The 19,450-nt window shown below is 63.9% G+C and carries 16 protein-coding genes; 7 read left to right on the top strand and 9 right to left on the bottom strand.

The annotated features are described in order from the left end of the window. Positions 1–116: 116 nt before the first annotated feature. Both ACFOKJ_RS09595 and ACFOKJ_RS09590 read right to left on the bottom strand, forming a co-directional pair. Positions 117–1,367: an NAD(P)/FAD-dependent oxidoreductase gene (locus ACFOKJ_RS09595; RefSeq protein WP_390279016.1), complete on the bottom strand. Its 1,251-nt coding sequence runs from the start codon at positions 1,365–1,367 to the stop codon at positions 117–119. Between the two features lie 150 nt (positions 1,368–1,517). Continuing rightward, complete coding sequence (locus ACFOKJ_RS09590; RefSeq protein ID WP_390279015.1) at positions 1,518–2,519, bottom strand: 4-hydroxyproline epimerase; 1,002 nt, start codon at positions 2,517–2,519, stop codon at positions 1,518–1,520. A 313-nt stretch (positions 2,520–2,832) separates the two neighbouring features. Here ACFOKJ_RS09590 and ACFOKJ_RS09585 point away from each other — a divergent pair, with 313 nt between their 5' ends. The 4 genes from ACFOKJ_RS09585 to ACFOKJ_RS09570 all read left to right on the top strand — a co-directional run bounded on the left by ACFOKJ_RS09585 (position 2,833) and on the right by ACFOKJ_RS09570 (position 7,014). Continuing rightward, positions 2,833–3,735 carry a dihydrodipicolinate synthase family protein gene (locus ACFOKJ_RS09585; protein WP_390279013.1) on the top strand — a complete coding sequence of 301 codons (903 nt, stop codon included), beginning with the start codon at positions 2,833–2,835 and terminating at the stop codon, positions 3,733–3,735. A gap of 430 nt (positions 3,736–4,165) precedes the next feature. Beyond that, positions 4,166–5,593, top strand: coding sequence for an aldehyde dehydrogenase family protein (locus ACFOKJ_RS09580; RefSeq protein WP_390279012.1), 1,428 nt, complete (start codon positions 4,166–4,168; stop codon positions 5,591–5,593). Positions 5,594–5,686: 93 nt separating this feature from the next. Next, positions 5,687–6,403, top strand: coding sequence for a GntR family transcriptional regulator (locus ACFOKJ_RS09575; RefSeq protein ID WP_390279010.1), 717 nt, complete (start codon positions 5,687–5,689; stop codon positions 6,401–6,403). A 101-nt stretch (positions 6,404–6,504) separates the two neighbouring features. After that, positions 6,505–7,014: a DUF1993 domain-containing protein gene (locus ACFOKJ_RS09570; protein WP_390279008.1), complete on the top strand. Its 510-nt coding sequence runs from the start codon at positions 6,505–6,507 to the stop codon at positions 7,012–7,014. A 149-nt stretch (positions 7,015–7,163) separates the two neighbouring features. Here the strand turns inward: ACFOKJ_RS09570 and ACFOKJ_RS09565 are convergent, their stop codons facing one another. After that, positions 7,164–7,553: a YidB family protein gene (locus ACFOKJ_RS09565; RefSeq protein ID WP_390279006.1), complete on the bottom strand. Its 390-nt coding sequence runs from the start codon at positions 7,551–7,553 to the stop codon at positions 7,164–7,166. 194 nt (positions 7,554–7,747) lie between these two features. Between ACFOKJ_RS09565 and ACFOKJ_RS09560 the strand changes: the two genes are divergently transcribed. The 3 genes from ACFOKJ_RS09560 (at position 7,748) to ACFOKJ_RS09550 (ending at position 12,435) form a co-directional block, all read left to right on the top strand. Next, on the top strand, positions 7,748–7,927 hold the full coding sequence (locus tag ACFOKJ_RS09560) for a hypothetical protein (RefSeq protein ID WP_390279004.1): 180 nt from the start codon (positions 7,748–7,750) through the stop codon (positions 7,925–7,927). A 189-nt stretch (positions 7,928–8,116) separates the two neighbouring features. Beyond that, complete coding sequence (locus ACFOKJ_RS09555; RefSeq protein WP_390279002.1) at positions 8,117–9,352, top strand: efflux RND transporter periplasmic adaptor subunit; 1,236 nt, start codon at positions 8,117–8,119, stop codon at positions 9,350–9,352. After that, the gene (locus ACFOKJ_RS09550) at positions 9,352–12,435 is read left to right on the top strand and encodes an efflux RND transporter permease subunit (RefSeq protein ID WP_390279000.1); all 3,084 of its coding nucleotides are present in this window, start codon (positions 9,352–9,354) and stop codon (positions 12,433–12,435) included. Before ACFOKJ_RS09555 ends, ACFOKJ_RS09550 begins: the two co-directional genes overlap by 1 nt. A gap of 100 nt (positions 12,436–12,535) precedes the next feature. Here ACFOKJ_RS09550 and ACFOKJ_RS09545 read toward each other — a convergent pair whose 3' ends face one another. From ACFOKJ_RS09545 to ACFOKJ_RS09520, 6 genes are all read right to left on the bottom strand, one after another. Next, positions 12,536–13,435 carry a LysR substrate-binding domain-containing protein gene (locus ACFOKJ_RS09545; RefSeq protein ID WP_390278998.1) on the bottom strand — a complete coding sequence of 300 codons (900 nt, stop codon included), beginning with the start codon at positions 13,433–13,435 and terminating at the stop codon, positions 12,536–12,538. Between the two features lie 730 nt (positions 13,436–14,165). Further along, on the bottom strand, positions 14,166–14,846 hold the full coding sequence (locus tag ACFOKJ_RS09540; RefSeq protein WP_390278996.1) for a Fe2+-dependent dioxygenase: 681 nt from the start codon (positions 14,844–14,846) through the stop codon (positions 14,166–14,168). A gap of 144 nt (positions 14,847–14,990) precedes the next feature. Further along, complete coding sequence (locus ACFOKJ_RS09535; RefSeq protein ID WP_390278994.1) at positions 14,991–17,207, bottom strand: TonB-dependent receptor; 2,217 nt, start codon at positions 17,205–17,207, stop codon at positions 14,991–14,993. A 94-nt stretch (positions 17,208–17,301) separates the two neighbouring features. Continuing rightward, positions 17,302–17,715 (bottom strand): ExbD/TolR family protein, encoded by a 414-nt coding sequence (locus tag ACFOKJ_RS09530; RefSeq protein ID WP_390278992.1) that lies wholly within the window; start codon positions 17,713–17,715, stop codon positions 17,302–17,304. Beyond that, positions 17,699–18,373 carry a MotA/TolQ/ExbB proton channel family protein gene (locus tag ACFOKJ_RS09525; RefSeq protein WP_390278990.1) on the bottom strand — a complete coding sequence of 225 codons (675 nt, stop codon included), beginning with the start codon at positions 18,371–18,373 and terminating at the stop codon, positions 17,699–17,701. Before ACFOKJ_RS09525 ends, ACFOKJ_RS09530 begins: the two co-directional genes overlap by 17 nt. 2 nt (positions 18,374–18,375) lie before the next feature. Next, on the bottom strand, positions 18,376–19,101 hold the full coding sequence (locus ACFOKJ_RS09520; protein ID WP_390278988.1) for an energy transducer TonB: 726 nt from the start codon (positions 19,099–19,101) through the stop codon (positions 18,376–18,378). Positions 19,102–19,450: the final 349 nt, after the last annotated feature.

Below are 19,450 nucleotides of genomic sequence, written 5' to 3'. Positions count from 1 at the left end.
TGTTCACTACAGGGAAGGTTGGCCGCAGGGCGGCTGTTTGTTGCCCAAGAGTTGTATTGCGGTCTTGTTGCCGCGTGCGGGTAAAACCCCCGGTACGACATGCACCGGGAAATGCTTCAAAAACGGTCCGGCCGATAAGCCGTGGTATCCATGCTGGGCGCCAGCGCACAGATCTGTTCTGCCAGCAGCGCGCCGGTGGTGGCTGCCAGCGTCAGGCCCAGGTGGCCGTGGCCGGTGGCGAAATACAGGCCGGCGGTATCCGGCGCCGGGCCGATCACCGGCAGGGTGTCCGGCACCGACGGGCGGTTGCCCATCCATACCGTCATGTCGCGGGTGTCGAAATCGCCGACGATGCGCCGCGCCTTGTCCAGCAGGATGTGGGCACGCTCCCAGTTCGGCGCCGCGTCGCGATGGGCCAGCTCCACGGTGCCGGCCAGGCGCAGGCCGCCATTCGCCATCGGCAGAATCACGAAGCTTTCGCTGGCGCACTGGATGAAGTGATGCAGCGCCACGCCGGCATGCGGCAGAGTGACGTGGTAGCCGCGCTCGCTTTCCAGCGGTATGCGGCAGCGATGCTGCTGGCTGAAGCGGTCGCTCCACACGCCGCAGGCAATCACCACGCAGTCGGCAGCCCGCCGGCCGCTGTTTTCGGTGTCCACGCCGACGATGTGGCCAGCTTCGCTGGCGGTGGCCAGCACCTCGTCCTGGATGAAGCTGCCACCCTCGCGGATGAAGGCATCGAACAGGCCACGGCTGAAGGTGTACGGGTCGTCCACGTGCGACCACTGCGGCACTTCCACCGCCACCTGCCATTCGTCACTCACTTGCGGCGCGGTGGCGGCCAGCGCGGCGCGATCCAGCTTGCGCCACGCCACGCCATGGGCGCGCTTGGTGTTCCAGGCGGCTTCGGCGGCGCGGAATTCCGCCTCGCTGCGATACAGGGTGAGGTTGCCGTGGCGGCGCCACATGGGCTCCAGCCCGGCGCGGGTGATCAGCGGCGCGTAGTCGGCGTTCACCCGTGACAGCAGCGCGTTCAGCTGCTTGGTCAGCTCGGCCACCTTGCGCGGGCGGCTGGCGGCCAGAAAGCGCAGCAGCCATGGCGTGAGGCTGGGCAGGTAGCGCCAGCGCAGTGCCAGCGGCCCCAGCGGGTCGAACATCCAGCCCGGTACCTTGCGCAGCACGCCCGGTTCGGCCAGCGGAATGATGTCGCTTACCGCAAAGGCGCCGGCATTGCCGTAGCTGGTTTCCATTGCCGGCTCGCCGCGGTCCAGCAGGGTGACGCGGCAGCCGGCCAGCCGCAGCTGCAGCGCGGTGGCGATGCCCACCACGCCGGCACCGACCACGATTACGTGTTTATTCATTGTCATGGCATGGAAGCCTCGAAAAGCCGTCGCGAGCGGGCCGAGTGCAAGGCGCCCGGAGCGCAGCGACCGAGGTAGTACGAGTGGTACAGCGAGGGAGCGAGCACCGCGCAACGCAGCAATCGGCCCGCGCAGCAGGCTTAGCGATGGCTTCCATCAACCCACCACGAAGCCGTGTACATACGGATCGGCATCGTCCAGCAGGATGCGGTTGTAGCCGGTGGTGATCGCCCAGCCAGCCACGCCGGGGATGATGGCCGGGATGCCGGCAACTTCGGTTTCCGCCTCGATGGTGCCGGTGAACTGGCTGCCGATGATGCTCTCGTGCACCAGCACATCGCCCTTCTTCATCAGGCCGCGGCCGTAGCGCTGCGCCAGCCGTGCCGAGGTGCCGGTGCCGCATGGCGAGCGGTCCAGTGCCGCCGCGCCGTACAGCACCGCGTTGGCTGCATGCGAGCCTGGCGTCTTCGGCGCGCCGGTCCACTGCACATGGCGCACGCCACGGATATTGGCATCCAGCGGATGCACGATTTCATAGTGCGCGTTGATGTAGTCGCGCATTTCATTGCCCATCGCCACCAGCTGTGCCGGGGTGTAGTCGGCCATGTCGCGGTAGTTCTGCTGCGCTTCCACGATGGGGTAGAAGTTGCCGCCGTAGGCGATGTCCACTTTCAGCTTGCCCAGCGCGGCGATCTCCACTTCCACGTCCTGCAGCAGCAGGAAGGACGGCACATTGGTGAGCTTCACCGATTTCACCTTGCGGCCAACCTGCGTGTACTCGGCCACTACCTTGCCGGCCGGGGTGTCCAGGTTCAGCACGCCTGGAGTGCGCGGCGTAACGATGCCGTGCTCGATGGCCATGGTGACCACGCCGATAGTGCCGTGGCCGCACATCGGCAGGCAGCCGCTGGTTTCGATGTACAGCACAGCCACATCGCAATCGTCACGGGTGGGCGGGTAGAGGAAGGCGCCGGACATCTGTGCATGGCCGCGCGGTTCGTACATCAGGCCGGTGCGCATCCAGTCGTAGCGTTCCAGGAAATCCAGCCGGCGCTCGGCCTGGGTGTTGCCGTTCAACTCCGGTGCGCCCTTGGTGACCAGCCGCACCGGGTTGCCGCAGGTGTGGCCATCAATGCATTCAAATTCGCTTACTGCCATCGCTGTGCTCCTTGGCTTGCGTTGGCTTCACTGTAGGATTTTGTTGCATTGAATACAATAATTGGATGCAATTTTGCTAAAACACCACACGTTGCATACACTCTTGTATCTACTGTTTATGTGTCTGAAAGGCTGTTAAATCAAGCTTTTCTGGTGGTGTTGTAAAAAATCACCGTCGATTTTGGATAAGCGCATGCTGCACTGCGATGTGGATTTTGAATGCAAAAACTGTTGAGTTTTGTATTCAAAAAGCCCTAGCATGGAATGGACCGCAGCACAGCCGCTGCACCCTACCCCCTGAAGGAGCAACACCATGGCACATCTCTGGACTGGCGTTTTCCCCGCCGTAACCACCAAGTTCAACGCTGACGAATCGCTGGACATCGCCGGCACCGTGAACCACATCAAGTGGCAGCTGGAATGCGGCGCCGACGGCATCATCGTGTGTGGTTCGCTGGGCGAAGCCTCCACCCTCACCGCGGACGAGAAAATCACCATCCTGAAGGCTGCCAAGGAAGTGGCCGGCAACAAGCCGGTACTGCTGACCGTGGCCGAAGACAGCACCCGCGCCGCAGCCGCGCTGGCCCAGGCCGCGCACGCCGCCGGCGCCGACGGCATCATGCTGCTGCCGGCCATGCGCTACGTGTCCGACGAGCGCGAGACCATCAATCACTACCAGCGTGTGGCCGATGCCAGCCCGCTGCCGATCATGATCTACAACAACCCGATCGCTTACGGCGTGAACATCACCCCGGAAATGTACGTAGAGATGGCGAAAGAGCCGAAGTACGTGGCGATCAAGGAATCCAGCGGCGACATCCGCACCCTGACCAACGTGATCAACGCGGTGGGCAACCGCTACGCCATCTTCAGCGGCGTGGATGACCTGGCGCTGGAAAGCATCGTGATGGGTGCCGACGGCTGGGTTGCCGGCCTGGTGGTGGCGTTCCCGAAAGAGACCGTGGCCATCTACAAACTGGCCAAGGCTGGCCGCCTGGAAGAGGCCCGCGCCATCTACCGCTGGTTCGCACCGCTGCTGCATCTGGATGTATCGATGAAGCTGGTGCAGAACCTGAAGCTGTGCGAAGCCATGGTTGGCGTAGGCACCGAGCATGTGCGCGCCCCGCGTCTGCCGCTGGCCGGCGCCGAACGCGAGCGCGTGGCCGCGGTGATCAAGGCTGGCCTGGCGGCTCGCCCACAGCTGCCGGCCATTTAATAGTGCAGGGCGTTCCGCCTGCACACGTAGGTTGGCGTCGAGCGTAGCGAGGCCCAACGGCTACCGCGTATGGTTTTGTATCCGCTACGCGGATGCTGTTTGAAGTCGCCGGTTCCGCCCGGCGGACGGGCCAGGGGGCGTACCGCCGCCCCCTGGCTACCCCGCTCGCCCTAATGGTCCGCGAAACCCCGGCCAAAAAGGCATTCGCCAGGCGCCGGCAATTCACCGTTTGCTAACGTCAAACGGCTCAAGTGCCGTCTTAAAACCTGGCGAACACCATTTTGACCGGCGCTCCCCGTAGGGCAGTCTGGCGCCTCATAACGTTGGCCGCAGCTTTACTCGGTTTGACCGCCAAAACGGTATCTACCACTCGATTGCCTTCCCGCCCGCCCCCCGCGGCTGGAAGGCTATTTTTTCGGCAGGAGTTTCCATGCATTGCAACCTCATCAACGGCGAATGGCGCGGCGGGCAGCCGGCCATCATCAACCGCAACCCCTCCGACCTCGATGACGTGGTGGGCGAATATGCCAGCGCCAGTGCCGACGACATGCGCGAGGCTGTAGCTGCCGCCCGCGCGGCCTTTCCGGCCTGGTCGCGCACCACGCCGCAGCAGCGCGCCGACATTCTGGACGCCGCCGGCAACGAAATCCTGGCGCGCAAGCAGGAGCTGGGTACGCTGCTGGCGCGCGAGGAAGGCAAGACCCTGCCGGAAGCCATCGGCGAGGTGACCCGCGCCGGCCACATCTTCAAGTTCTTTGCCGGCGAAGCGCTGCGCGCGCATGGCGAGATGGTGGATTCGGTGCGCCCCGGCGTGGAAGTGCTGATCAGCCGTGAGCCGGTGGGCGTGGTGGGGCTGATTACGCCGTGGAACTTCCCTATCGCCATTCCGGCCTGGAAAGCCGCGCCGGCGCTGGCCTTTGGCAACACCGTGGTGATGAAGCCGGCAGAACTGGTGCCGGGCTCGGCCTGGGCGCTGGCCGACATTCTGCAGCGTGCCGGCCTGCCGGCCGGGGTGTTCAACCTGGTGATGGGGAGCGGCCGCGTACTGGGCCCGGCGTTGCTGGATGCCGGTATCGATGCGCTGAGCTTTACCGGTTCGCAGGCTACCGGCGAAAGGTTGGCCGCAGACTGCGCGGCACGCGGCATCAAGGTGCAGCTGGAAATGGGCGGCAAGAACCCGCTGCTGATTGCCGACGACGCCAAGCTGGAACAGGCGGTGGAATGCGCGATCAACGGCGCGTTCTATTCCACTGGCCAGCGCTGCACCGCCAGCAGCCGGCTGATCGTGTGCAGCGGCATTCACGATGCCTTCGTCGCCAGGTTGGCCGAACGCACTGCCGCCTTGCGGGTGGGCAATGCGTTGGCGGCGGAAACGCAGATCGGCCCGGTGGCCAGCGAATCGCAGCTGGCCGGCAACCTCGCTTATGTGGAAAAAGGCCTGGCCCAGGGCGCCAGCCTGCTGTGCGGCGGCGAGCGCCTGCAGCTGGCAACGCCCGGTTATTACCAGTCGCCGGCGCTGTTTGCCGGCTGCTCACCGGAAATGGCCATCAGCCGCGAGGAAATCTTCGGCCCGGTGGCGGCGGTGCTGCGTGCCGATGACTACGAGCACGCACTGCAGCTGGCCAACGACACGCCGTTCGGCCTGGCCTCCGGCATCTGCACCCAGTCGCTGGCGCTGGCCACCCACTTCCGCCGCCATAGCGAGGCCGGCATGGTGATGGTGAACCTGCCTACCGCCGGGGTGGACTACCACGTGCCGTTCGGCGGCCGCAAAGGCTCCAGCCACGGCCCGCGCGAGCAGGGTCGCTACGCGGCGGAGTTCTACACCACGGTAAAAACTGCCTATATCGGTATGTAATATCTGCGCCGGGGTGTTTTCGCCCCGGCGATCGATGGATTAAAAGGCAGTGTGCGCTGTGGTAAGGTAGCGCCGCCGTTTCGAGAGAACCCCATGAACCAAGCCGCCGACACTCCGCAAAGTCTTACCGTTGTTGCCACCGAAGCCATCCGCCAGCGCATCCTGGCTGGGGAGTGGGCCGATGGCAGCCAGCTGCGCCAGGAAGCGCTGTCGCGCGAGCTGGGTATGAGCCGGGTGCCGATCCGCGAAGCCTTGCGCCAGCTGGAAGCGGAAGGCTTGGTAAACATCATCGAGAACAGGGGCGCGGTGGTGTCGCAGCTGTCGCTGCCGGAAATCGTCGAGCTGCTGCGGGTGCGGGTGCTGCTGGAGTGCGATGTGCTGCTGGAGGCGATACCGCGCCAGACCAGCGCCGACATTGCCGAGGCCGAGGCGCTGCTGGCCAGGTTCGAGGTGGCGCTGCGCGACAAGGACATCAGCGCCTGGGGCATTCTCAATGCCCAGTTCCACATGGCGCTGTACCGCGCCGCCGGGCGCGGCCAGACGCTGGCCATCATCGAACAGCTGCACAACCGCACCGACCGCTACACCCGCATGCAGATCCTGCTCACCGGCTTCAACGACCGCGCCCACCACGAGCACACCCAACTGCTGGAATACTGCCGCCAGAAGGATGCCATCAGCGCGGCGGCGTTTTTGCGGCAACACATCATGAACGCGGAAGAGGCGCTGGAGGCGTGGTACCGCGCCCAGGCGCAGGCGCAGCAGGGCAAGCGCGGTCGCAAGCGCAAGAGCGAGCCGGCTGCCGACTGAAGCCCGGTGGACAAGCAGGTTTTCTTGCTGCCGGTATCGGCTATGGTGAAGTGTTCCTGCGGCCAGCGTGGCCGCTTCACTTCACCTTCGGGGCTATCATCATGCCGCTTTCCATGTACCAGGCCTCGGTGCCGGTGCTGCTGCACGCGCTGGGCAATCTGTCCGCCATTCTCAACAAGGCGCTGCTGAACGCCGAGTCACGCAAGTTCGATGCCGCCGTGCTGTTGCAGGCCCGGCTGGCGCCGGACATGTTTCCGTTTATCCGCCAGGTGCAGATCGTTACCGATACTGCCAAGGGCTGTGGCGCGCGCCTGGCCGGGGTGGATATCCCCAGCTTTCCGGATACCGAAACCAGCTTCGATGAATTGCAGCAGCGCATCGCCAAGACGGTGGTGTTCCTGCAGGGTTTGCAACCGGCGCAGTTCGAAGGCAGCGAAAGCCGCGACATCGTGCTGAAGTTTCCCCACCAGACGCTGAACTTCACCGGCCAGGATTACCTGCAGTTCTTCGTACTGCCCAATTTCTACTTCCACCTCACCACTGCCTACGCCATCCTGCGCCACAACGGCGTGCCGTTGGGCAAGGTGGACTACCTGGGCGGCGGTGGCTGAAGCCGGCGCCGGGACAAATTGGTAGCCCGGATAAGCGCAGCGCATCCGGGGACTGTTACCACCCCGGATGCGCCTGCGGTTTATCCGGGCTACGGGGTGACAGCAAAAAAGCGGCCAAGGCCGCCTTTTTGCGTGCTGCGTGCTGCCGTTCAGGATTTGAACAAGCCGCCCAGCAGGCTGGCGCCCTGCGACAGCAGGTCATTGCCTTGCGGCACTTCGCCATTCGGGGTCAGGCGGTCGATCAGCCCCGGCAGGTGCTCGGCCACCTGCTGCGACAGCTGGCTGCTGTCCAGCCCCAGCTTGGCGGCCAGGCCGGCAATCTGCTCGTTGCCCAGTACCGCCTGGATCTGCTCGGCGCTGATCGGCAGATTGGCGCCGGTGCCCACCCACGACGATACGATGTCGCCCAGGCCGCCCTGCTGGAACTTCTCCACCAGGCCAGAGATGCCACCATTGTCATTCAGCAGCGTTTGCGCGCTTTGCAGCAGCTGGCTGTTGTCGCCACCCAGCATGCCACCCAGTTGATCGAAAAGGCTCATGTCGTGCTCCTTGCTGTTTATGGGGATGCCCCTGTATCAAAGCACATCGACATGACAATGCCGGGAATAGTGCCGCCCCGGTTGACGCTTTTTGACGCTGTTGTGACTAACTGCCTGTTTTGCCGGCAGTTTTTGGTGGACAGCCAGCACGGTGGCGCGGCATACTGCCGCGCTTTGCCATTCAGGAGCCTGCCATGCCGATCAACTTTTACGATCTGAATCGTTTCGAGGCGGTGAAAGTGCGCGAGAACCTGCGCAAGGCCGGCTCGCCGGACCGCTTCGGCAAGGATTCCAACGCCAAGGACGGCAAGAAGCTGGACAACCCGCTGCTGGGCAAGCTGCTCAAGCCGCATGTGGGTGATGACAAGAAGTAAGCTGCGCGGGTAGTCGCGCAGCACAGCAGGCGGCCCCAGTGGGGCCGCCTTTGTTTTGCCCGCTGTTGGCGTCAAATGTCTCGATAGTCGATCTTATTCATACTCATTAATTAACTTGGTCATCCCCTTGCAGCTGGAATTGGTTAGGCTAGCAGGATCAAAAATCCTGTTGACGCATAGCGACAGAAAATGAACAAGAAGATCGTGATTGGTAGCGTGGTGCTGGCGGCAGTCGCTGCTGGTATGTGGTGGCAGTCGGGTAGCCAGCCGGCTTCGGAGCAAACCAAAGCCAAGCGGCCAACGGTGGTGCAGCTGGCGCCGGTGGTGGCCAACAAGCAGCCGGTGCTGCTCGCTGCCAATGGCAGTGTCACCGCGCTGGAGCGGGTGGAGGTTCGGCCGCAAGCCAATGGCGTGATCAGCCGCATCCTGGTGCAGGAAGGCAGCATGGTGAAGCCGGGCCAGCTACTGGTGCAGCTGGACGACGCCAGTGAGCAGGCGGCACTGGCCAAGGCCAGGGCACAGCTGGCCAGCGACCAGGCGCAGTTGAACAGCGCCGAGCGTGAGCTGGCGCGCGGCCGTGATCTGGTGCGGCAGCAGTTCATCTCGCAAAGCGCGCTGGACACCCTGCAGGCAACTGCCGACACGCGGCGTGCCACGCTGGCCGCCGACCGCGCGCAGATTCAGAGCGCGCAGGTGGCGGTGCAGCAGAAGCAGCTGCGCGCCCTGGTGGCTGGCCGCATCGGCGCCATCAGCCTGGCGCCGGGGGCGCTGGTGACCACCGGCATGGCCGAACCGGTAGTGACCATTACCCGGGTGAACCCGGTAATGGTGAGTTTTACCCTGCCGGAACAGCAGCTGGCGGCGGTACGGCAGGCGCAGGCCAGCGCCCCGCTGGCGGTGCTGGCGCAAAGCAGCGATGGCAGCGTCTGCCGCCGTGGCGAGCTGAGCTTTATCGACAGCGCGGTGGACAGCGCCAGCGGCAATGTGTTGCTGAAGGCGCGCTTCAGCAATGACGATGCCGCGTTGTGGCCGGGGCAGTATGTCAGCGTGCAGCTGCAGGCCGGGCAATACCGTGATGCCGCCGCCTTCCCGGTGGCCGGGCTGATCACCGGGCCGGATGGCCAGTTCGCCTACGTGGTGGGTGCCGACAGCAAGGCGCGGCAGGTGCCGGTGCAGCTGCTGGCAATCAGCAGCGAGCAGGCCATCGTGCGCGGCATCCAGCCGGGGGCGAAGGTGATTGTCAGCGGTGGCCAGAACGTGCGCCCGGGCGAGCAGGTGAGCCCGCTGCCGGCCCGCAAGCCAACCGGCAAGGGCGCGGCCAGCGCTGCTGCCGCAGCAGCACCGGCGCGCAAGGCGGCGTTCGCCGCTTGCACACTGGCGCAGGCAGGTAAGGCGGCCAGGCGGCCAGCCAGCGGAGCGCAGTGATGAATATCTCCGAACTGTGTATCCGCCGTCCGGTGATGACGGTGCTGCTGTGCCTGTCGCTGATTGTTGGCGGCCTGCTGGCCATGGGGCGGCTGCCGATTGCCGCGCTGCCCAGCTATGAAACTCCCACCATCAACGTCTCGGCCAGCTTGCCGGGCGCCAGCCCGGAAACCATGGCCACCTCGGTGGCCATGCCGCTGGAAAAGCAGTTCGCCACCATTCCCGGAGTGGCGGTGATCAGCTCCAACAGCGCGCTGGGCAGCACCTCGATTACGCTGGAATTCGTGCCCGGCCGTGACCTGGACGGCGCGGCGCTGGACGTGCAGGCGGCCTTGCTGCGCGCGCAGCGCAGCCTGCCGGACGAAATGACCAATCTGCCGTCCTACCGCAAGGTGAACCCGGCCGATGCGCCGATCCTGCTGCTGGCGCTGAACTCGCCGGCGTTGTCGCTGACCGAGCTGAACGATTACGCCGACAATCTGGTATCGCCCACGCTGTCCACCATCAACGGTGTGGCGCAGGTGCAGATCTTCGGTCAGAAGCGTTACGCGGTGCGGGTGCAGGCCGATCCGCAGAAGCTGGCCGCCCGCAATCTGACGCTAGACGAGGTGGCCACCGTGCTGCGTGCGGCCAACGGCAACACGCCGCTGGGCACGCTGGAAGGCCGCTCGCAAGTGCTGACGGTAAAGAGCGACAGCCAGTATCGCAATGCCGCCGAGTTTGCCCGCCTGGTGGTTGGCCGCAACGGTGACAATGTGGTGCGCCTGGCCGATGTGGCTCGGGTGGAAGACAGCATCGAAAACCTGAAGACCGGCAGCTGGGTGAATGGTGAACGCTCCATCGTGCTGGCGGTGTTCCGCCAGTCGGATGCCAACACCGTGGCGGTGGTGGATGCCATTCGCGGCATGCTGCCCAAGCTGTCGGCGCAGCTGCCGGGCTCGGTGCGGCTGACGCCGCTGTCCGATCGCTCCAGTTCCATCCGCGAGGCGGTACATGATGTGAACCTCACCCTGCTGCTTACCGTGGCGCTGGTGATCATGGTGATCTTCATGTTCCTGCAGCGGCTGGCCGCTACGGTGATTCCGGCGCTGACGCTGCCGATCTCGCTGATCGGCACCATGGGGCTGATGTACCTGCTGGGCTACTCCATCGACAACATCTCGCTGCTGGGGCTCACCCTGGCGGTGGGGCTGGTGGTGGACGATGCCATCGTGGTGCTGGAAAACATCGTGCGCTACATGGAGCAGGGCGAGAAACCGCTGGCGGCAGCGCTGCGCGGTTCGCGCGAGATCGGCTTCACCATCATCAGCATCTCGCTGTCGCTGGTGGCGATCTTCATCCCCATCTTCTACATGGGAGGCGTGATCGGCCTGCTGTTCCACGAATTCGCCGTGGTGGTGACGCTGGCGGTGCTGGTGTCGGCCGTGGTGTCGCTGACGCTGATTCCGCTGCTGGCCTCGCGCTTTCTGCGTGCCGACCACATGCCGCACCATGCCGCCGGTGGCAGGGGCAATGTGCTGGCGCGGCTGTTCGAGCGCGGCTTCGATGCGCTGCTGGCCGGCTACGAGCGCACGCTGGATCTGGCCTTGCACCATCGCCGCTTTACCCTGCTGCTGGCACTGGGCACCGTGCTGGGCTCTGGGTGGATGTTCAGCGCCATTCCCAAGGGCTTCTTCCCGGTTGAGGACACCGGCCAGATCCAGGTCAATACCGAGGTGGCGCAGGATGTGTCCTACGACCGGCTGCTGGCGCTGCAGGCCCGGGCCGCCGCCATCGTGCAGCAGAGCCCACATGTGGCGGCGATTACCTCTTCGGTCAGCGACAGCGGCGGGCGGATGTTCGTCACCCTCAAGCCGCGCGGCCAACGTGTCGGCGTGCAGCAGGTGGTGGAAGACCTGCGCAAGGACTTGCGCAAGGTGAATGGCCTGACGGTGTTCCTCAACCCGGTGCAGAACCTGCGCCTGGGCGGGCGCTCCAGCAAGAGCCGCTACCAGTACGTGCTGCAGAGTGTGGATGCGACGGGGCTGTATGACTGGGCCGACAAGATGGAGCGCGGCATGCGCGCCGACCCGCTGTTCCAGGACGTGAACAGCGATGCGCAGCGTAAGGGCCTGCAGGCGGAGCTGGTGGTGGACCGCGACAAGGCGGCGCAGCTGGGGGTGGGCATGCAGAGCATCCGCACTGCGCTGTACACCGCCTTCGGCCAGCGCCAGGTGGCCACTATCTACACCTCCAGCGACAGCTACTCGGTGTTGCTGCAGCTGGACGCCGCCTACCGCGTCAACGAGTTCGACCTGACCCGGCTGTATGTGCGCGGCAGCAACGGCACGCTGCTGCCGCTAGCCAGTATCGCCAGCGTGCGTCGCAGCGTGGGGCCGGTATCGGTAAGCCACCAGGGGCAGCTGCCGGCGGTGACGCTGTCGTTCAACCTGCCGCCCGGCGTGGCGCTGGGCGAGGTGGATCAGCATCTGAAGCGCATCCAGCAGGATATTGGCCTGCCGGCCAGCGTGTTCACCAGCTACGCCGGTGACGCGGCGGCGTTTGCCGAGTCGCAGAGCAGCCAGAATGCGCTGTTCCTGGTGGCACTGGTGGTGATCTACGTGTTGCTGGGCGTGCTGTACGAAAGCTACATCCACCCGCTGACGATTCTCGCCGGCCTGCCATCGGCGGCCATGGGCGCGCTGGGGGCGCTGATGCTGATGGGGCAGGAGCTGACCATCATTGCCGGCATCGGCATCCTGATGCTGATCGGCATCGTGAAGAAGAACGCCATCATGATGATCGACTTTGCGCTGGTGGCGCAGCGCGAGCAGGGCATGGCGCCGTATGACGCCATCCGCAGCGCCTGCCTGCTGCGGCTGCGGCCGATCCTGATGACCACGCTGGCGGCGATGATGGGTGCGTTGCCGATTGCGCTGGCGCTGGGGGCCGGCGCCGAACTGCGCCAGCCGCTGGGCGTGGCGGTGGTGGGCGGGCTGGTGTTTTCGCAGCTGGTGACGCTGTACATCACCCCGGTGCTGTACCTGTGGTTCGACGGGCTGGCCGCCCGCTGGCGCAAGCCGGCCGCGGCCATCGACAGTTGATGCGGCCAACGTTAACGCACAAGGCCCGGCAATGCCGGGCCTTGTTGTTGGCGCAGAAGATGTCGCCCGGTTAAGCCGCCGGCGCATCCGGGACTGTGGCTCAGCTCTCGGCAGCAGCCGATGGCGAATCGCTGAATTCGCCCAGCGCCCAGTCGCGGAAGGCGATCACGCTGGGTAGGGTGGCCAGTTCCTGCGGATAGATCAGGTAGTAGGCCCAGTCGGTTACCAGCGCGATGTCGGACAGCTGCACCAGCATGCCGGTGGCCAGGTCGTCTGCAATCATGCTTTCTTCGGCCAGGGTAATACCCATGCCACGGCTGGCGGCGACAATGGCCAGGTCCAGCGTATCGAAGGCGTAGGCTTCCGGGTTGCCGTGGTCACTCACGCCGGCCACCGCGAACCACTCCGCCCAGAATGGATCCTCATGCGAGGGGTGCAGCAGCGGGTAGTTGCGAAACTCGGCCGGGGTGGGCAGCGGCTTGCCCTGGAACAGCGCAGGCGAGGCTACCGGCACGAAGCGGGTGCTGCGCAGGCGGTGGTAGATCAGCCCCGGCTCCTTGGTCAGGCTGGCCTGGAATGAGATGTCGTACTCGCGGCTCTTGAAGTTGGGGTCGAAGGCGGTGACGGTCACCAGGAATACGGTGAGTTCCGGGTGCAGGTTGCGGAACTGGGTGAGCTTGGGCAGTACCCAGCGCGAGGCAATCGACGGGCTGGCCTTTACCCGCAGCTCGCGCGAGCGGCGGGAAATGGCGTCGCTGGCGGCCTCGATGCGGGCAAAGGCGTCGCGCACCGCCGGCAGCAGCGCGGCGCCTTCCGGGGTCAACGCCAGGCCGCGTGCCTGGCGCACGAACAGCGGCAGGCCATAGTGTGCTTCCAGGGTCTGGATGTGGCGGCTCACCGCGCCCTGGGTCAGGTGCAGGGTTTCACCGGCCCTGGTGAAGGAGTGCTGTTCTGCGGCCACCAGGAACACACGCAGGGCATTCAGCGGCGGGAGTTTCATTCCGGGTTTTCCATGATTTTTTTGCATGGTAAACATGCGTAAGAATGCTTTGTCAATCCGGGGGCCACTCAGTAAGCTTGCGCGTGCCATTGAAAAATTCCTGCTGCTTGAGCAGCTTAGTGATTTTCAGGCTTGCCAGTTTACCTGTTTGTTTTGCTGAATGACATAAGTTGGCAATTAACTATCCTCATGACTGTGATTGTGGAAAGTTAAATGCTGGATTGTTAAAAAATTTGGCATGCAGGTTCGTCTGGCGGCGTTGTCGGCCATGGCTGTCAGCAAAATGAAAGCTTTGCCGGCTACTATCGATGACTGGGCTTGTCGGCGTGGCCAGGAAACCTTGCCGGCGACTGCTTGTCTGTCATGGCGGGAATTGGCGCAACGCCAACACGCCAGCTGCGGCGCGGAATGCAAGTTTTGCTGGCTTGCGCCCGATTTTGCATCGATACTGGATGCCTTGATTTATGTGCTGTTGCCGCTTGCGGCACGGCCTGATGGAATGCGCGGTCTGTGCGACCGCCACCCGACCCCCTCCCGGCAACGGGTGAGGTAGGGCGATGTGAACAAGCCGAACTGTCACAGGCATGGTCTGCCTGCCGGCTTCTGAGCGTCGTCCGACGGTTGGCAGCTTGCTGCCAGCTGGCTTTAAATCCTGATTATCAGGGTTTTGCTCTGTCCCACGGTGACCCGCCGGCTGTGTCCGGCGGGGTTTTTTTTGTCCGTGCGGCCGCTACAGCTCCGCCCACTGCCGCAGCAGGTTGTGGTAGCCGGCAGTCAGATTGACCAGTTCCTGGCATTCCCCCACGCGTTGACGCAGGCCGATGATGGCCATGTCCATGTCGAACAGCAGCGCCCGCTTGCTGTCGTCGCGCACCATGCTTTGTGTCCACATGAATGACCCCAGCCGCGCGCCGCGCGTTACCGGCTCTACCCGGTGCAGGCTGGTGGACGGATACAGAATCATGTCACCCGCCGGCAGCTTCACGCGGTGGTTGCCATAGGTGTCTTCCACCACTAGATCACCACCTTCATATTCCTCCGGTTCGCTGAAAAACAGCGTGCAGGAAACATCGGTACGCACGTACTGGCCAGACAGCGGGTCGTGGCGCACGGCGTTGTCCACGTGGTTGCCGTAATTCATGCCGCCCTGGTAGCAGTTGAACATCGGCGTCATCACGGTTTTGGGCAGTGCGGCGGACATGAACAGCGGGTTGCGCGCCAGTGCGCGCTGCACCAGCGCTGCCAGTTCGCGCGCGGTATTGCCGGTGGGGGGCAGTTGCAGATTGTGTTTGACCTGTACCGCCTGCTGGCCGGCGCTGACGCGGCCGTCCTCCCAGTCGGCATTGGCCAGCAGCATGCGGGCGTGGGCCAGTTCTTCGCGGGTCAGTAGTTCGGGAATATGCAGCAGCATGGGGCTTGTCCTGGATAAAACGGGTTGGCAGACGCGCAAGATGGGGTGGTGGCATCCTGCCAGCGTTTTGGCGATGGCGCTGCCATCATCGCCAAAACGGCCTTGCGGCCAACCGGTTGCCAGGTTGGCCGCAAGGCGCGCGGCTTAGTACTTGTAGCCCACGGTGAGCTGGAACTCACGCGGCGCCGCGGCGGAGGCATGGCCACCGTACAGGGCGTCGTAATACTTCTCGTTGGTCAGGTTGTTGATGTTGAGCTTCACGCTGTACTTGCGTTCCTCGTAGGAGAGCATGGCGTCGGTACGCACGTAGCTCGGGGCGAAGCGGGTACGCGACTGGTCGCTGCTGCTGTCGGCCACGTAGCGTTTGCCCACGTAGTACACACCCAGGCCGGCGGTGATCTTGTCGGTCAGCTTGTAGGTAGACCAGATGTTGGCGGTCTTCTTCGGTGTGTATTTCGGCACGGCGCCCTTGTTGGCGTCTGTCGGCGCATTGCTGGCCCAGCCCTGATCGATCTTCGGATCCATCAGCGTGGCGCCGGCGAATACTTCCCAGCGCTCGCTCAGACGGCCAGCCACTTCCACTTCAATGCCATCAGTGTGGCGCTTGGCGTACAGAATGGACACATCCGGCGACAGCGCGTCGGTGTTGCGCTCGTACAGCTTCTCGGTGCGGAACACGGCGGCACGCAGGGTGGCGTCACCCTCGGCCAGATCCCACTTGGCACCCAGTTCGTAGTGCTTGTTGCGTTCCGGTTTCTGGTTGTTGGTGGTAAGGCCGCTGGACAGGTCGAACTGGTAGGCCTCGCCGGACGGGTTCATCAGGCTGCTGTAACCCAGGTAGTAGCTGGATTGCTGCGTCGGTTGCCAGATCAGGCCGGTGCGGTAGCTCAGGCCCTTGTCGTCACGCTTGCGAGTGGCGGTCTGGGCGCCGGTGGTGGTGTTGTAGGTATTGTAGGTACCTTCCAGCCAGTCCATGCGCAGGCCGCCCATTACCTTGAGCTGTGGGGTCAGCGTTACGGTGTCGGTGGCGTAGGCCGCGATGTTGTGGGTGGCAAAGCTGCTGTTGCGCGCGCGGCGGTAGCTGCCGGTGTAATAGGCTTCCGGGTTGCCCACGCTGCCCAGCACGCTGGCCAGGGCATCGGCGAAGTAGCTGTCGGCGGTCTGGGTTTCGTGCACGAACTCGCTGCCGAGCAGCAGCTTGTGGCTGAAGTTGCCGGTGTCGAATTCGCTGCTGTAATCCACGCTCAGCGCCTGGTTCTCGTTGATGGCGCCGCGCAGTTTGCCGCTGTAGCCAAGCTGGGTGCTGTCGGTAACCGGCGTGCCGGCCGGCGAATTGCGCAGCTGCGGTTGGGAGACCAGTACGGTACGGTCATAGCGGCCCACGCGCAGCTGCGCCGCCAGCTCGTTCTTGCTGTCGAACTTGTGGGTCACGCGCGCGGTGCTGATATTGCTGGTCAGGTCTTCGCTGTTCATGCCGCGCAGGCCGAAGTAGCGATCCACCGGCACATCGATCGGTTGCAGGGTGTTGGGGTCGAACGGCACACCCAGCATCGGGGTATTGTTTTCCTTCAGCTGCAGGTGCGACAGCACCACGGTGGTGTCTTCGCCCAGGCCAAATGCCAGCGACGGCGCAATGCCGTGGCGCTTGGCTTCGCTGACGCCGTCAGCGCTGCCGTCCTTGGTGCCCATCACGTTCAGGCGGATGGCGGCGGTGTCGGACAGTGCCTGGTTGACATCCATGGTGCTGCGGAAGAAGTCGTTGCTGCCCACGGTGCCGGTGACTTCCGCCAGCTCACCGGCGAATGGCGTCTTGCTCACCTGGTTGATGACGCCACCGGTGGAGCCGCGACCGAACAGCATCGAGCTGGCGCCTTTCAGCACTTCGATCTTTTCGTCGGTGAACGGGTCGCGGTTGTATTGCGCCGCGTCGCGCTGGCCGTCGCGGTAGGTATCGCCGAAGGCGGAGAAGCCGCGCAGGATGATGGAGTCGCCGGAGCGGCCACCCTCGCCAGCCTGGAAGGTAATGCCGGATACGTTCTTCAGTACCTCGCGCATATTGTAGTCGCCCTGGTCGGCGATCAGCTGGCGGGTCACTACCGACACCGCCTGCGGCACATCTTTCAGCGCCTGCTTCTGTTTGCCAAGCGTGGTGGTGCCGGCCTGGTAGCTGCCGCGCTTGGGCTGCTCGCCGGTTACCACCACGGTTTCCAGCGTGGTGGCGTCATTGTTGGCGGTGGCAGTGCTGTCGGCGGCCAGCGCCAGACCGGGCGCCAGGCTGGCGGCCAGCATGGTGGCCAGCATGGTGTGGGGCAGGGTCTTGGGGCTTGCCTGGGTGGCAATGATGGAAGCGGTCTTTTTCATATCGTGTGTGTCGTTATGCGAGAAAAAAGGCAAAAGCGTCCCCCTGCGGCCAACCAGGGTTGGCCGCATGCGAGGCAATGCAGGGGGGAAAGGGTTACTGAGCTTCGGTTACAAAACCGATACGGCTGACACCGCTGCTCTGCGCGGCGGCCAGTGTTTCTGCCACCAGCTCGTAGCGCACGGCCTTGTCCGCGCGCAGATGCAGCTCTACTGCCGGATTGGCCGCCGCCGCCTCGGCAAAGCGGCTTTTCAGACGGCCCGGCTCGATCGGCAGATCGTTCCAGTACAGGCGGCCATCGGCGTTGATCGCCAGGCGGATCGCCTCCGGGCGGTCTTCATGCTGGCTGGCGTTGGCCTGTGGCAGGTTCACCTGCACGGCATTGGTCAGCAGCGGCGCGGTGATGATGAACACCACCAGCAGCACCAGCATCACATCCACCAGCGGGGTGGTGTTGATCTCGGACATCGGCGCATCGGCGCCCTTGTCGAAACTACCGAACGCCATCATTGCCTCCGTCGGTCAGCAGGTGGGCATGCAGATCATGGGTGAAGTGATCCATTTCCTGGTTGATCACCCGGTTCAGGCGGGTGAAGGTGTTGTAGGCCAGCACGGCGGGAATCGCCGCCGCCAGGCCGGCGGCGGTGGCTACCAGCGCCTCGCCGATCGGGCCGGACACGGTGGCGATCGACACCTGGCCCTGCACACCGATATTCACCAGCGCGTGATAGATGCCCCATACCGTGCCGAACAGGCCGATGAACGGCGCGGTGGAGCCGATGGTGGCCAGTACGGTCATGCCGCCCTCCAGACGTTGCTGCTCCTGCGACAGGCGTTTGCGCAGCGCGCGGGTCAGGTAGTCATCCAGCGAGCAGGCCTGCCCCAGCGAGCTGCTGCTGTGCTGCTGGTATTTGCGCAGCGCCACCAGACCATCGCGCAGCAGCGCGGAAACCGGCGCCGGGCAGTCTGCCAGCTGACCTTCCGCCTCCTTCCAGCTGCCGGCCTCCCACAACTGGGCTTCGGCACGGCGGTTATGGCGCATGGTCTGCCAGGCGCGCCAACCGCGCAGCACGATGAAGTACCAGGTCAGTACCGACATCAGGATCAGGCTCAGGAAAACCGACACCAGAATGGCGTCGCCCTGTTCAAAGGTGTGCATCAGGTTCATGTTCAGGCTTTGGTCTTATGTGGAAGGACAAACTGGATAGGGGTGACGTAGCTGTAATCCACCGGTTCGCTGCCGCGCATGGCCGGGTGGAATGACCAGCCGGCAGCGGTGCGACGAGCGGAGTTGTCCAGGCGCGGAAAGCCGCTGGATCTGGCCACACTCACGGCGGTGGCTTTGCCATTACTGTTGACGGCGATGCGCAGATACACCGTGCCTTCCTCTCCCAGCTCCAGCGACAGCGGTGGGTACTCCGGCTTCGGGTTGTTCAGGTAGCCCTTGATATGGGTCGGCGGCGTAATCGCTACTTCCTGCCTTGCCGCAGCACTCTCCTGGTTCGGATTGCTGCTGGTCTCCGTTGTCGCTGCCGTCTGTTCCTTGGCTGCAGCAGGCGCGGCCTCACTCTGGCTGATGGTGCGTGTTGCTGGCGCAGCGGTTGCCAGCAGACGAGGTGCCGGCGCAGGTGGCGTGCTCGGCTTGCTCACCTTCTGCCGTACTTTGGGCATGGGCGCGACTTTGGCCGGTTGCGGCGCGGGAGTGGTCAATTTGGGCGCATCACTGATACTGACCATGGTCAGCGGCAGCAGTACTGGAGGAGTCACCGCCAGGCTCGGGCTGGCAGTCCATAGCAGCAAACCAAGATGTGCTGCGCCAATCAGGCCAAGCGTACCGTAGTGAAAGACACGCGATTCCATAATGAGTCTGAAGTTGGTTATAAGAACAATTCGCATTCATGGTATTGATGCAAAGAGAGGCTGTCAAAACATTCAGGATACAAACCACCAATAAATGCCTTTGGCATGAAACAAAATACTAATTTGGCGACACTTCGGCAGGAGTACGCTCTCCCGGCGTTGCTGGTGCGACAATCAGTGTCCTTGAAAATCAATTACTTGCTGAATTATTGCTAATTTTCTGGCGGCTGGGTGTTGACGCGGTTCGGGGCGATGGGTATAGTTCGCCTCCTCTGCTGCTGACGACACGAAACGAAGTCAGCCCGCTCTTTAACAAACCAAATAACCGATAGGTGTAAGTGCCTGGCAAGCCAGACACTTGCACTGCAAGAGAAAGTGACACGGA

The organism is Vogesella amnigena (genome assembly GCF_042648905.1).
GTDB classification, from domain to species: domain Bacteria; phylum Pseudomonadota; class Gammaproteobacteria; order Burkholderiales; family Chromobacteriaceae; genus Vogesella; species Vogesella amnigena.
This window is presented reverse-complemented; position numbering and strand designations above follow the sequence as displayed.